Annotated in this window: 10 protein-coding genes and 5 tRNA genes; 4 read left to right on the top strand and 11 right to left on the bottom strand. The window is 69.7% G+C overall.

Translation table 11 applies throughout. The annotated features are described in order from the left end of the window. Positions 1-28: 28 nt before the first annotated feature. Complete coding sequence (locus PBV52_RS34450) at positions 29-550, bottom strand: DUF4188 domain-containing protein (RefSeq protein ID WP_274243636.1); 522 nt, start codon at positions 548-550, stop codon at positions 29-31. 89 nt (positions 551-639) lie between these two features. Here PBV52_RS34450 and PBV52_RS34445 point away from each other — a divergent pair, with 89 nt between their 5' ends. Next, positions 640-1,284 carry a MerR family transcriptional regulator gene (locus tag PBV52_RS34445; RefSeq protein ID WP_274243635.1) on the top strand — a complete coding sequence of 215 codons (645 nt, stop codon included), beginning with the start codon at positions 640-642 and terminating at the stop codon, positions 1,282-1,284. Between the two features lie 50 nt (positions 1,285-1,334). On the opposite strand, the gene PBV52_RS34440 is transcribed toward PBV52_RS34445, so the two are convergent. The 9 genes from PBV52_RS34440 to PBV52_RS34400 all read right to left on the bottom strand — a co-directional run bounded on the left by PBV52_RS34440 (position 1,335) and on the right by PBV52_RS34400 (position 7,290). Further along, a tRNA-Glu gene (locus tag PBV52_RS34440) sits at positions 1,335-1,410 on the bottom strand. Between the two features lie 28 nt (positions 1,411-1,438). Continuing rightward, positions 1,439-1,510: transfer RNA gene (locus tag PBV52_RS34435), tRNA-Gln, on the bottom strand. A gap of 20 nt (positions 1,511-1,530) precedes the next feature. Next, a tRNA-Glu gene (locus PBV52_RS34430) sits at positions 1,531-1,603 on the bottom strand. A 29-nt stretch (positions 1,604-1,632) separates the two neighbouring features. Next, positions 1,633-1,705 (bottom strand) — tRNA-Glu (locus PBV52_RS34425). Positions 1,706-1,726: 21 nt separating this feature from the next. Beyond that, positions 1,727-1,798, bottom strand: a tRNA-Gln gene (locus PBV52_RS34420). 90 nt (positions 1,799-1,888) lie between these two features. Then, positions 1,889-2,620: an HAD family hydrolase gene (locus PBV52_RS34415; protein ID WP_274243634.1), complete on the bottom strand. Its 732-nt coding sequence runs from the start codon at positions 2,618-2,620 to the stop codon at positions 1,889-1,891. Positions 2,621-2,656: 36 nt separating this feature from the next. Further along, positions 2,657-4,870 (bottom strand): FlgD immunoglobulin-like domain containing protein, encoded by a 2,214-nt coding sequence (locus PBV52_RS34410; RefSeq protein ID WP_274243633.1) that lies wholly within the window; start codon positions 4,868-4,870, stop codon positions 2,657-2,659. Positions 4,871-5,036: 166 nt separating this feature from the next. Next, entirely contained in the window at positions 5,037-6,521 is a 1,485-nt protein-coding gene (gltX, locus tag PBV52_RS34405) for a glutamate--tRNA ligase (RefSeq protein WP_274243632.1), read from the bottom strand. Then, positions 6,505-7,290 (bottom strand): fumarylacetoacetate hydrolase family protein, encoded by a 786-nt coding sequence (locus tag PBV52_RS34400; RefSeq protein WP_274243631.1) that lies wholly within the window; start codon positions 7,288-7,290, stop codon positions 6,505-6,507. The genes gltX and PBV52_RS34400 overlap by 17 nt, the downstream gene beginning before the upstream one ends. A gap of 248 nt (positions 7,291-7,538) precedes the next feature. Here PBV52_RS34400 and PBV52_RS34395 point away from each other — a divergent pair, with 248 nt between their 5' ends. Further along, positions 7,539-8,141 (top strand): hypothetical protein, encoded by a 603-nt coding sequence (locus PBV52_RS34395; RefSeq protein ID WP_274243630.1) that lies wholly within the window; start codon positions 7,539-7,541, stop codon positions 8,139-8,141. A 99-nt stretch (positions 8,142-8,240) separates the two neighbouring features. Continuing rightward, complete coding sequence (locus PBV52_RS34390; RefSeq protein ID WP_274243629.1) at positions 8,241-8,645, top strand: hypothetical protein; 405 nt, start codon at positions 8,241-8,243, stop codon at positions 8,643-8,645. Positions 8,646-8,681: 36 nt separating this feature from the next. On the opposite strand, the gene PBV52_RS34385 is transcribed toward PBV52_RS34390, so the two are convergent. After that, a complete protein-coding gene (locus PBV52_RS34385; RefSeq protein WP_274243628.1) occupies positions 8,682-8,873 on the bottom strand; it encodes a hypothetical protein in 192 nt (63 codons plus the stop codon). Between the two features lie 604 nt (positions 8,874-9,477). On the opposite strand from PBV52_RS34385, the gene PBV52_RS34380 reads away from it, so the two are divergent. Next, complete coding sequence (locus PBV52_RS34380) at positions 9,478-13,188, top strand: nitrate- and nitrite sensing domain-containing protein (protein ID WP_274243627.1); 3,711 nt, start codon at positions 9,478-9,480, stop codon at positions 13,186-13,188. The last annotated feature ends 9 nt before the right edge of the window (positions 13,189-13,197 follow it).

The following is a 13,197-nucleotide window of genomic DNA, read 5'->3' as shown; positions in this document are numbered from 1 at the left end:
AGACCCTCCCCACTCCCCCGCCCCCGGGTCACCTGGCTTCTTCGGCCGCCTTCGCCTTCGACCGGTACGCGAACCGGTCCTTCGCGTAGCGCCCTCGCTTCTCCAGCGGCACCTGCCCGTGCGCCGCCGCGAGCCCGAACGCCGGCATGTCCGCATAGATCGACTCGTACGACCCCTCGGGCACCACGTAGGCCTCATGCCACAGCCCCACGTGCCCGCGGACCTTGCCCTGGCGCTCCTTGCGGTTGAAGATCGCCCACGCCCGGTGGTGGAGCATGTCGGGCGAGGTCGCGTACGCGTAGAGCTTCTCCTTGGACTCCCAGTACTGGACCACGTAGTACGTCCGCGGCGAGGCCGTCAGCAGCACATGCCCGAGCAGTCCCCGCTCCGGATCCTTCTGCAACTCGCGCAGCATCCGCGGCATGGCCAGGGCCACCGGGAACCAGTGGTGCACGGCCCAGAAGCGGTTGATGCGCATACCGATCAGCAGCACCACGACATCGCCTTCCGCTGCTGCGGTCGTACGACCCGACGTCGGCTTCACGAACACGGCTACCCCCTGGCTCCCCTGTCGGATAGCGGCACTATCCTTCTTGGTGATGCTTGGATAGTGGCACTCCCCAAGGAAGGGCGCAAGAGATGCGACTGGCGGAACTGAGCGAGCGCAGCGGGGTGTCCATCGCGACGATCAAGTACTACCTGCGCGAAGGGCTGTTGGCGCCCGGCCGCCAGATCAACACGACGACGGCCGAGTACGACGAGGAGCACCTGCGCCGGCTGCGGCTGATCCGCGCGATGATCCAGGTCGGCCGGGTGCCGGTGGCGACGGTCCGGGAGGTACTCGGGCACGTCGACGACGACTCGCTGGGCCGCTCGATCCGCCTCGGCGCGGCGATGTGGGCGCTGCCGCAGGTGCCGGAGCCGGACGAGGACGACGAGTACGTCCAGGCCGCACACCAGGAGGTCACCGCACTCCTGGACCAGCTCGGCTGGGAGAACGCCAAGCAGCTCACGACCATCTCCCCCGCGTACCGCTCACTGGTGGTGGCGGTGGCCGCGTTCCGCCGGCTCGGCTACGGCTTCGGGGCCGAACTGCTCGCGCCGTACGCCGAGTTGATGCACCGGACAGCCGTCCTCGACCTGGACAACATGGAGACCTACCCCTCCCAGGAGGAGCAGATCGAGTTCGCGATCCTGGGGGCGATCCTCAACGAGCCGGTGCTGCAGGCGCTGCACCGGCTGGCCCAGGAGGAGGAGACGACACGGCGGTACGGCTTCGAGTAGCCGACGCCGGGCACGACGAAGGCCCTCCGCCGAAGCGAAGGGCCTTCATGTGGTACCCCCGACCGGATTCGAACCGGCGCTACCGCCTTGAGAGGGCGGCGTGCTAGGCCGCTACACAACGGGGGCGTGGAGCCTGCGTTTCCGCAGGTCCGAGCTGGTCTACCTGGACTCGAACCAAGACTAACTGAACCAGAATCAGTCGTGCTGCCAATTACACCATAGACCAATGTGGTTTAGACCAGACAGTACCCCCGACCGGATTCGAACCGGCGCTACCGCCTTGAGAGGGCGGCGTGCTAGGCCGCTACACAACGGGGGCCCTAGCGATCCCGAGTTGATCGAGATCAGTACCCCCGACCGGATTCGAACCGGCGCTACTGCCTTGAGAGGGCAGCGTGCTAGGCCGCTACACAACGGGGGCTTTGCAGATGAGCTCTGCGAGCTGGCCTACCTGGACTCGAACCAAGACTAACTGAACCAGAATCAGTCGTGCTGCCAATTACACCATAGGCCACTGGAACGCAAGCCCCTGCGGGGATTTTGTTCTAGTTTGCTCCGTCGGTTCCGGCCTTTCGGCCCGCTCCCCGGCGGCGCAGGAAGAACATTACCCGAAGGTGGACGGGGCTCCAAAACGGGTATCCGCGCCGAGGATCGCGGGGAGTTCGGCGAGGGTGGCGATCCGGTGCGGTCCGCCGGGGGCGTCGACGCTGGTGGCCACGCCGTCACGGTCGATCCACACCGACAGCAGCCCGGCGTCCGCGGCACCCCGCCCGTCGATCTCCGGGTGATCGCCGACGTAGGCCACCTGATGCGGGGCGAGCTCCAGCGCGGCGCAGGCGGCGTGGAAGGCGCCGGCCTCCGGCTTGGAGACGCCGAGCTCGGCCGCGCACAGGACGGCCTCGAAGCGGTCGTACACGCCGAGCACGCGCAGCTTGCGGTCCTGGACGTGGATGCTGGAGTTGGACAGCACCGCGTGCCGGTGGCTGGCCGCTAGGGCGTCCAGGACCGGCAGCACGTCCGGGAAGAGGGCCCAGGCCGTCTCGTAGTGCCCGATGTACCGCTCGAACCAGGCGTCGGCCTCGGCGTCGGTCAGCTCCTCGCCGAGGAACACCCGCACCCGGTCGCGGCGCTGCCCCTGGAAGGTGGCCTCCCCCGCGGAGAACCGCGCCCACTGGGCGTCGGTGATCGCCCGCCAGCGCACGATGGCCTGCTCGACGCTGTCGTACCCGTCGAGCAGGCCCTCGGCCAGCAGGTGCGCGCGCATGCCCACGCGGTCCGCGGTGGTGTAGTCGAAAAGGGTGTCGTCCACGTCCCAGACCACGGCCCGAATGCTCATGATCCGACGGTAACTCGGACGGCGGGAGCCTGTCCGTCAGTTGACCGTGGTCGTGCCGGTCGTGGTGAGGGCGGGGCCCTCGTTGTCGCGTGGCTCGGCGGTCAGTTTCCAGGTGTACGTGCCGGTGACGCGGCGGCCGTCGTCCCCGTAGCCGTCCCAGGCGGCGCGGACGGCGGCGCCCTTGGTGCTGCCGGTGAGGGTGCGGATCACCGTGCCGCTGCTGTTGCTCAGGGTGAGTGTCCAGGTGGCGGGCTTGTTGAGCTGCCAGACGGGCTGCCAGGGGTTTGCCTTCGTCGGGCCGCCCGGCACGGCGTCGGTCTGGGACTCCATCTGCGCGAGCGGCGAGGAGGGGACGCCGCTGGGGACGATCGAGACCTCGCCGTACGTGCCGTTGAGGTAGGCGATGTGGCCGCCGAAGCGGTCGACGGCCCAGCGGCCGTTGCTGCCTCCGGTGTTCTGGTCCGCGGTGGGCAGCTTGACCAGGGTGCGGGTGGCCGCCGTTCCGGTGTGGAAGTCGGTGAGCAGCAGCTCGTGGGTGGTGCGGTTCTCACGGAGCAGGAAGCCGTCGGCCAGGCGGGCCGGGCCGTTGTCGGCCGGGACCGTGATCCCGCGGCCCGTCGCCCGGTCGTAGACGCCCGCGTTGGAGCCGCAGGACCAGTACAGCCAGGTGTTCACGGCCTGGATGTCGGTGGGGGTGCAGGGGGCGCCCGTGGTGACGGTGGCGACCGTCTGGCCGGTCTTGAGGTGCTTTCCGACGACCGAGCCCTGGGTGCTGCCGGGGGTCCACATCACCTGGCCCCAGACGGCGGCGGCGGTGCGGGCGCGGCTGAGGACGGTCTCGCCGTCGGTCGTGCCGCTCGGGAAGTCGACGACCTTCTGGGTGCCGGAGCCGCCGTTGTAGAGCACGTAACGGCCGGTGCCGCCGGGGAGGCGGCCGCCGGCGTCGCCGCCCGTGGGCTCGTTGCGGATGGTCGTGGTGTCGAGGCCGACGTTGAGGACGGATTCCTGGCCTTCCGCGCTGGTCCACAGGTAGGAGACGCGGCCGTCGCCGAGGGCTTCCAGCTGGGGGCAGGCGGCGTCGCCGGTGAGGCAGGTGGGGTCGCTCAGCGCCGGGCTGCGGGGGGTCTGCTGACCTGTGGGCTTGCCCGTGGCGTCCAGCTGGAAGCTGCTGAACCGGTTGGCGGCGCCCGGCGTCGCGCCGTACAGGAACAACTCGCCGCCGGCGAGGGCCAGACCCTGCGCCCCGGTCGCCATGGCGGGGATCTGGGCCACCTTCTCGGCGGCGATCCCACCGTTCTCGGTGGGCGTGATCCGGTGGATGTTCCAGTCGAGGCCGGAGGGCCCTGCGGTGGCGAGTGCGCTGCCGTCCAGGGTCGGGCCTATTCCGCCGAAGGACGGACTGAGCACGGTGCTCGTGGCACCGGTCACGAGGGAGCGGGCGTTGAGTGCGGGCTGGGTGCCGACTGGGAGGAAGTCCGGGTTTCCGGCGAGGACTTGGTCCCCCACGACGGCTTCGAGCCGACCGGGCAGCCCCGTGACCGTGGTGGGCTGGGTGCCGGGTTCGGCGTCGACACGGATCGACTTCCAGTCGGTGACCAGCCAGCGGTCGTTGTAGACGACCTCCGAGTCTGCGCTCACGCCGGTGACGTACGTGCGGAAGGTGCCGTCCGCGAGGTCGACGAGTCCGACGGACCTCGTGCCGTCCAGCGTGTGGACGACCGCGAGTCGGCGGACCGAGCCGCCGGTGACGTAGGTGGTGGGCTGGGCGCCCGCGGGGAGCCCGGTGACCGGGACGTCCGCAGTGGTGCCGTCGGCGGCGGCGCGCAGCACGTGCAGGGCTCCGCCGGTGTCCTGGGTCAGCACGCTCCAGCCGACGGCGGCCTTGTAGGTCTGGCCGGACGGGATCGTGACGGCGGCGGTCGCGCCCGTGGAGCGGTGCTTCTGTGTGACGGTGGAGCCGCTGCGGGTGTTGACGACGTCGGTCCCGGTGGCCAGGTCGTCCGGACCCGCGTGGGCGGGCGGGACGACATCCGGGTAGTCCACCCACGTGGCGGAGCCACCGCTCACCCCGCGGTACTGGAAGCCGGAGGCACCGGCCCACAGGTACTGGATCTCCAGCCGCTTCTCCGAGCTGAGCCGGACCGTCCCCACGGGCGGCTCCGCGGCCTGCGCGGGTGCGATCGGCAGGGCGCACGTCAGGGCCACCGCACCGCTGAGCGCCACCGTGGCAAGTCTTCGTGAACGAGTCACGTTCCCCTCCCCCTGTAACAGGGTGCACACGCACCTCATGTGCACGGGGGACATCCAACGTGCGGTCGGAAAGCTGGAGTTGGCCGGAGCGATGAACTCCGGGTGACGTCTGGGCGGACACGCGAAGGGCGGCGCCCGAACCGGACGCCGCCCTTGTGTGAACGCGCTATGCGGCCAGCTTCGCCAGCGCCCCATCGATGCGCGCCAGCGTCTTCTCCTTGCCCAGGACCTCGAGGGACTCGAAGAGGGGCAGACCGACCGTGCGGCCGGTGACGGCCACGCGGACCGGGGCCTGGGCCTTGCCGAGCTTGAGGCCGTGGGCCTCGCCGGCGGCCAGGACAGCCTCCTTCAGCGACTCCGGGGAGCTCCAGTCGGCCGCGTCCAGCTTCTCGCGGGCCGTGCGCAGGAGCGCGTCCGAGCCCTCCTTCATGGCCTTGGTCCAGCTCGCCTCGTCCTGCACCGGCTCCGGCAGGAACAGGAAGTCGACGTTGTCCGTGATCTCCGACAGGACCTTCAGGCGGGTCTGGGCGTGCGGGGCGATCGCCTGCCACTTCACCTCGTCGAAGGCCTCCGGGGCCCAGGGGGCGAACGGGGCCTGGAGCCACGGGCGGCAGCGCTCGGTGAAGTCCTTCACATCCAGCAGGCGGATGTGGTCGCCGTTGATCGACTCGCACTTCTTCAGGTCGAAGCGGGCCGGGTTGGGCTGCACGTCCGCGATGTCGAAGGCCGCGACCATCTCGTCCGTCGTGAAGATGTCCTGGTCGGCCGAGAGCGACCAGCCGAGCAGGGAGAGGTAGTTGAGCAGCCCCTCGGGGAGGAAGCCGCGCTCGCGGTAGAGGTTCAGCGACGACTGCGGGTCGCGCTTGGAGAGCTTCTTGTTGCCCTCGCCCATCACGTACGGCAGGTGGCCGAAGGACGGGGTCTCCTTGGCGATGCCCAGCTCCATCAGCGCCTTGTACAGGGCGATCTGACGGGGCGTCGAGGAGAGCAGGTCCTCGCCGCGCAGGACGTGGGTGATCTCCATCAGGGCGTCGTCGACCGGGTTCACCAGCGTGTACAGCGGGGCGCCGTTCGCGCGGACGATGCCGTAGTCCGGGACGTTCTCCGGCGTGAAGGTCAGCTCGCCGCGGACCAGGTCCGTGAAGGTGATCGTCTCGTCGGGCATGCGGAAACGGACGATCGGCGCCCGGCCCTGGGCCTTGTACTCCTCGACCTGCGCGTCGGTCAGGTCGCGGCAGTGGCCGTCGTAGCCGGACGGCTTGCCTGCGGCGCGGGCGGCCTCGCGGCGGGTGTCCAGCTCCTCCTGGGAGCAGTAGCAGTGGTACGCGTGACCGCCGTCCAGGAGCTTGGCCGCGACCTCCTTGTAGAGGTCCATGCGCTGCGACTGGCGGTACGGCGCGTGCGGGCCGCCGACCTCGGGGCCCTCGTCCCAGTCGAAGCCGAGCCAGCGCATCGAGTCGAGCAGCTGGTTGTAGGACTCCTCGGAGTCGCGGGCCGCGTCGGTGTCCTCGATGCGGAAGACGAGCGTGCCCTGGTGGTGCCGGGCGAACGCCCAGTTGAACAGGGCGGTGCGGACCAGGCCCACGTGGGGGTTACCGGTGGGCGAGGGGCAGAAACGTACGCGGACGGGTGCGCTAGCCACGCTTGACAACCTTGTTGGTGAGAGAGCCGATGCCTTCGATGGTGACGGCGACCTCGTCGCCGACGGTGAGGGGCCCGACGCCTGCCGGGGTGCCCGTGAGGATCACGTCGCCCGGGAGCAGCGTCATGGCCTCGGAGATGTTGACGATCAGATCCTCGATCGAGTGGATCATCTCGCTGGTACGGCCGAGCTGGCGCTGTTCGCCGTTGACCGTGAGCTGGATGGTCAGGTCGGACGCCGTTTCGAGGTCCAGGTCCGTCTCCACCCAGGGGCCCAGCGGGCAGGAGGTGTCGAAGCCCTTGGCCCGCGCCCACTGCTTCTCGCGCTTCTGGACGTCGCGGGCGGTGATGTCGTTGGCGCAGGTGAAGCCGAAGATCACGTCCTTGACGCGCTCGCGCGGGACCTCGCGGCACATGCGGCCGATGACGACGGCCAGTTCGGCCTCGTGGTGGAGGTCCTCGGTGAAGGACGGGTACTGGATCTCGTCGCCGGGGCCGATCACCGCGGTGGACGGCTTGAAGAAGGCGAACGGGGCGTCGGGCACTTCGTTGCCGAGTTCGCGCGCGTGCTCGGCGTAGTTGCGGCCGAAGGCCACGACCTTGTTGGGGAGCACCGGCGGCAGCAGCCGGACCTTGCTCAGCGGCACCTTCGTGCCGGAGAGCTCGAAGTCCGCGAACGGGATGCCCTTGATGATGTCGAGGACGAGCTCGTCCGGCTTGTCGCCCTCGACCGCGCCGAAGGCGACGTTCCCGTCGATGGAGAATCTGGCGATGCGCACGGGATCCTGGTGCCCCTCACTGAGAACTGGTGTGCGTGTCGGCGGAGCGGCCGACCCGCGATCCGACGCTGGACGCTCCAGGCTAACCGGTCGGGCGGCTTGATCATCGGTCGCCGGAGCCGGAGCCCCACCGATGCCGTTGTCCGCGGATCAGCCGGCCAGAAATCGCTTGTCGTGATCCCGTCAGCCCAGTTAAGGCCTTCACGAAATCCGACACCGGCCAATCGGATTCAGAAACGAGGGGACCCATGAAGGCATCACGCAAGGCCCGGTCCGCCGCAATCGCGATACCCGCCGCGGCCGTGGCGGTGTTGGGCATGGCGCCGATGGCGCACGCCGAGGCCAGACCCACCTGCCCCGACTGGGAAAAGGACTGCGCCGTCTTCTACTACAACAGCGACAAGCAGGGCTCGCGCACCGCCTTTACCCATGACGGCGTGTCCAACCTCACCGGTTACACGTTCCTGTCGTCCGGTAACGGTAAGGGCCTGCCTGTGAAGAACGGCGCGGCTTCCTTCTGGAACGCGAGCGTCGGCAGCATCGCCACGGTCTTCATCCGCAGCAACTACGGCGGCGCCTGTGACACGTTCGCACCTCTCGCGGACACCAAGAAGCTCGCCAAGACGTACAACGAGAACGCCTCGTTCGACTTCGACCGGAACGGCGACAACTACTACAAGTGGGACCAGGACGCCGCCCGCAGAAAAGTGGCACATGACCCCGTGCAGGCGTCCGACCCGAGTTCCGCCAGGCCTCCGTCACCGCCCCCGGCCCTCACCCGGCCAGCTACACCGACGCCGAATACGAGGTGGTCGGCTCGGCGGAACAGTTACTGGCTCGCGACTGCATGAAAGGCTTCGGTCCGACCTACCGACCGGCGAAGAGTCCGGCTCCCGTGGACACAGAGGATCGCCGGTACGGGATAACGGATGTGGACAACGCACGACGCCATGGGTACCGGCACCCTCCTCAACCGGCCGCGCCAAAAGCGGAACTCACGAAGGACCAGGCCCGGGTCCTCTACGGCAAGCGGTCCCTCGAGAAGGGAACGGAAGACCAGGAAAAGCTGCGGCACCGGGGGAAAGAAATACCGGACGAAGGGTGTCTGGGGAAAGCTACGAAGCCTCCCTGAGTCGCCGTCATTCCTCGCAGGAAACGTCTCGGCCGCCGAGAGGAAAACGGCAGTGGCCGACATCACGTGTAAGCGAAAAACGGACCTCCTGGAAACGTGTTTCGAGACCGAGTCGGCGATCCAGAAGGCGATGACGAAGAAAGACGCGGCCTTGCTCCACGAGCTCGACGAGCTGCACGGGAAAAAGCTGAGCGCGGCCAGAAAAATACTCGCAAAGGCATGAAGCGAGGCTCCCCGGACGACCGGGGAGCCTCACCGGCTACTCGGCGCCGGCCGATGCGCCGACGGGGACCTCCACGAGAACCGTGCGCCGGGGGTTGGCGGTCTGCGCGGGGAGGTCGACGGAGTGCTCCGGCTGCTGCGGGGTCTGCAGTTCGGCGGCGTCGTCGAGGTGCGCCAGCGTCGTGCGCCGCGGGTTGGCTATCGTGCGGAACATCATCGTCGTCTTCACGTTGAACTGAGTCCTGTCGTGACGAAGCGCCGGGGCAGGCCTGCAGGCGACCTGCCGTCCGACGCGGGTTGGCGGAATCATCCCTCTTGTAAAGCGTCAGGCTAAACATGCGATTCCCGCGAGAAGTCGTGAAGTCCCCTTGATCGGTATGTGAGTTTGCTCACGGATCAGCGGGCAAACCGGGCAATTCAGGCCCGCAATCCACCCCTACGAAACGGACATTGCCCCCCTGAACCCACCATTCCGCTCCTGATCATGGCGACTGGGACACCCGTCCCGCACAAGCAACTCGCGGGCATAAGTCCGTTATGGACAAGATTGCTTTCTACGGCTGGTAATCTCGCCCTCACGTGGTGTCACGTATGTTACGGCTCGACCTACGGACCTTGTTGGAGACCCTGCACTGTGCTGGAATTCCACGGACCGCCGCAGGATCGAGCCGGCGCACAGGGGGCGCATCGAGCGCCGAGTGGCGGCGAGAAGGGGGAGCCAGCGCCGGTCACTCACGACCATCAGGGAGCGTATTCAGGGCGCTCCCTACGACGCCGACACCGTGTCCGTCCGTTCACGCGGAGGGGCGCCTGGTCCAGAGGTTGCGACGCTAGTGCAGGGACGTTTCAAGAGGGATGGCAGCGCTTCGGCGGAGCCGGAGCACGGCGGGACCGACCGAGGTCCCTCCCCCCAGCACGCCCAGAACCCGGGCCCGGCCCCGTCCGTCGAGGGCGGTGAGCGCTCCGGGCGCCCCGCCGTGTCGGCGTCCCCGGGGGCGGCGGCCCCTTCCGCTCCGCCGGCCAAGAAGGCCCCGAAGGGCTCAAGCGGCCCCGGCGCGCGAATAGCCCTGCGCAACTGGCGCATCTCCACGCGTCTGGTGGCGCTGCTGACGCTCCCGGTGGTCGCGGCCACCTCGCTGGGCGCACTGCGCATCAGCGACAACATGGACGACATCCAGCAGCTCGACAACATGCGGCTGCTGACGGACATGACCAAGCGGGCCACCGAGCTCGCCGCGGCGCTCCAGGAGGAGCGCGACCAGTCCGCCGGTCCGCTCGCGCACGGCGCCAAGGCGACCGACTACACGGTCAAGGGCTACCGGGACAAGACGGACCGGGCCACGAAGAGCTTCATCGAAGCCTCCGAGGAGATCGACAGCACCAGCAAGGAGGGCAACCTCAAGGGTGTTCGCGACAACCTCGTCCAGCTCGTCGGTGACCTGAGCAACATCGCGAAGATCCGCAACAGCGCGTACGAGGCCAAGGAGAACTCCACGCAGACGGTGGAGGCGTACCACCGTCTGATCACCAACCTGCTCGGCCTCTCCCAGGACATGGCGGAGGCGACCAGCAACCCGGAGATGATCCAGAGCACGCGTGCCCTGGCCGCCTTCTCCACCGCCAAGGAGTACGCCTCCATCCAGCGCGCGGTCCTCGCGGCGGCCCTGCCCGCCAACAACAACTCCGTCGGCGACCTCTCCGAGAACGACCGGCTTTACGCCGAGTCGGCCGTGACGAGCCAGCGGTCCGAGATGAAGAGCTTCCGCAGCATCTACGGCACGCAGGCCGCCGCCGACCTGCTGAAGGCGATCGAAGAGGGCAACCCGACGATCACGGCCAGCGACAAGTACGCCAACCGTGCGCTCGGCAACCCCAACGCCCTCGTCGACCTGGAGAAGCGCTCGTACCGCGACTGGGTGGACGACAGCACCACCAAGATCCAGGGCATGCGCGCCATCGAGACCACGCTGCTCGAGGAGATGGAACAGAAGGCCCGCGAGCTGCGTAACGCCTCCGAGCGCGAGGCGATCATCTCCGGTGCGCTGATCCTGCTCGTGCTCGGTGTCTCGCTGGTCGGCGCCTTCGTCGTGGCCCGCTCCATGATCCGCTCGCTGCGCCGTCTGGAGGAGACCGCCACCAAGGTCGCCCAGGACCGGCTGCCCGAGCTGGTCAAGCAGCTCTCCGAGTCCGACCCGCAGGACGTCGACACCTCCGTCGAGTCGGTCGGTGTGCACTCCCGGGACGAGATCGGCCAGGTGGCCGCGGCCTTCGACGACGTGCACCGCGAGGCGGTCCGCCTCGCCGCAGAGCAGGCCCTGCTGCGGGGCAACGTCAACGCGATGTTCACCAACCTCTCGCGCCGCTCCCAGGGTCTGATCCAGCGCCAGCTGTCGCTGATCTCCGAGCTCGAGTCCCGCGAGGCCGACCCGGACCAGCTGTCCTCGCTGTTCAAGCTCGACCACCTCGCGACCCGCATGCGCCGTAACGGTGAGAACCTCCTCGTCCTCGCCGGTGAGGAGCCCGGCCGTCGCTGGACCCGTCCGGTCCCGCTGGTCGACGTGCTCCGCGCCGCCGCGTCCGAGGTGGAGCAGTACGAGCGCATCGAGCTGGCCTCCGTGCCGACCACCGAAGTGGCCGGCCGCGTGGTCAACGACCTCGTGCACCTGCTCGCCGAGCTGCTGGAGAACGCGACCTCGTTCTCCTCGCCGCAGACCAAGGTCAAGGTCACCGGTCACGCGCTGCCCGACGGCCGTGTGCTGATCGAGATCCACGACACCGGCATCGGCCTCTCCCCCGAGGACCTCGCCGCGATCAACGAGCGGCTCGCCTCGCCGCCCACCGTGGACGTGTCGGTCTCCCGCCGCATGGGCCTCTTCGTGGTCGGTCGTCTGTCGCAGCGGCACGGCATCCGCATCCAGCTGCGCCCGTCCGACTCCGGCGGTACGACCGCGCTGGTCATGCTGCCCGTCGACGTCGCCCAGGGCGGCAAGAAGCCCGCTCCGGGCAAGCCCGGCCCGAACGGCCCCGGTGTCTCCGGTGGCCCGGCCGCCGCGCAGGCCGCCGCCGGTGCGGCTGCCGCCCGTCGCCAGGCCCAGGCCGGTGGCGGCTCCCTCGGCGCGGGTGCGCCGGGTGGCGGTGCGCTCGGTGCCGGTGCCTCGGGCGGGGGCCGGCTGGGTGCCGGCCAGGGACCGCGGGCCGCGCTGCCCGGACGTGACGGTGGCGGACTTCCGAGTGGACCGGGTGCACCGCGTGGACCGCAGGGTCGGCCGCCGGCCGGCGCGGGTGCCGGGTTCGGTGGCCAGGCTCCCGGTGCTCCGCAGGGGCTCCAGGCCGCGGGCACGGGTCAGGACTCCTTCGGCGGCTCCCGTGGCGTCTCCGGCGGCCCCGATCAGTCGTGGCCGGGCGGCCCCTCGTCGCCGCAGTCGCCGCCCGCCGGCAACGAGCAGGGCAAGCAGGGCCGCCGTGGCCGCCAGCCGCAGCTGCCGCCGCGCGGTGGCCCGCGTGCCGAGCTGCCGGGCGGCAACCAGCCCTCCCGCCCCAGCTGGAGCGACGAGAACGCGCAGCCGCAGGTGTCGCGCGCCTCGCTCGACACCCCGCGCGGACACGACGAGGACCCCGCACAGACCTCCCGGATGCCGCGGATCGACGACCTCCAGGGCCCAGGCTCGACCACGGAGATCCCGGCGATCGGTCGCCCCGACGGCCGTCAGGGCCCGGGCTCGAACGCCGGCCCGTCGGACTTCGCCCGCCCGGACTTCGACGCCCCCGCCCCGGGTGCGTACAACCCGCAGAACACCGGTCAGTTCGTCCGCTCGGACGTCTTCGGCGCCCCGAACGGGCAGAACAACTCGTCGCAGACGGGCCAGTTCGCCTCCCCGCAGGCGTACGACGGCAGCTCGACGGGCCAGCACGCCCTGCCCGGACGCCAGAACCCCGAGCCCACCGGGCAGTTCGAGCGGCCCCAGGTCAACGGCACGTACGGCGGCGGTTCCGACTTCGGCGCCCCGCAGCCCCCGGTCCCGCCGCGTCCGCAGCAGCGGCCCGTCCGCCAGGAGCCCGAGGCGCTGCCGCCGGCGGGTCCCGGTGACGGCCGTACGCCGCTGTACGACACGCTGGAGACCAACTGGTTCCACGGCGGCCCGCAGGGACACCAGCCCGGCGCGGGCGGCTCGGCTCCGGCCTCCGCACCGCAGCAGCAGGCTGCGGCGGCTCCGGCGCAACCACCCTCCGCCCCTCAGCGGACCTCATCGACCGCCTGGCGCAGCTCGCCGAACGACGACCTCGTCCGGCAGGCGGAACGCGTCCGGCAACCGGCCGCGGGCGGTGTCACCACCTCCGGCCTGCCGCGCCGGGTACCCAGGGCGAACCTCGTCCCGGGCACGGCTCAGCAGCAACAGCACCAATCCGGTCCGGCTGTCTCGCGTGCGCCTGACGACGTACGCGGCCGGCTGACCAATCTCCGTCGGGGTATCGCGCAAGGTCGCCAGGTCGGTAACGACCAGACCGGCAGCTTCCCGAACCCCACTCACCAGCAGGAGCGTTAGTTGAGCCAG

This window comes from Streptomyces sp. T12 (assembly GCF_028736035.1).
Classification (GTDB): Bacteria; Actinomycetota; Actinomycetes; order Streptomycetales; family Streptomycetaceae; genus Streptomyces.
Note: the sequence above shows the minus strand (reverse complement) of the source record. Positions and strands in the feature narration are given on the sequence as shown.

Excerpts from the sequence above, each read along its gene's own strand:
- PBV52_RS34415 (WP_274243634.1), bottom strand. The coding sequence starts at position 2,620 with ATGAGCATTCGGGCCGTGGTCTGGGACGTGGACGACACCCTTTTCGAC.
- PBV52_RS34390 (WP_274243629.1), top strand. The coding sequence starts at position 8,241 with ATGGGTACCGGCACCCTCCTCAACCGGCCGCGCCAAAAGCGGAACTCA.
- PBV52_RS34445 (WP_274243635.1), top strand. The coding sequence starts at position 640 with ATGCGACTGGCGGAACTGAGCGAGCGCAGCGGGGTGTCCATCGCGACG.
- PBV52_RS34395 (WP_274243630.1), top strand. The coding sequence starts at position 7,539 with ATGAAGGCATCACGCAAGGCCCGGTCCGCCGCAATCGCGATACCCGCC.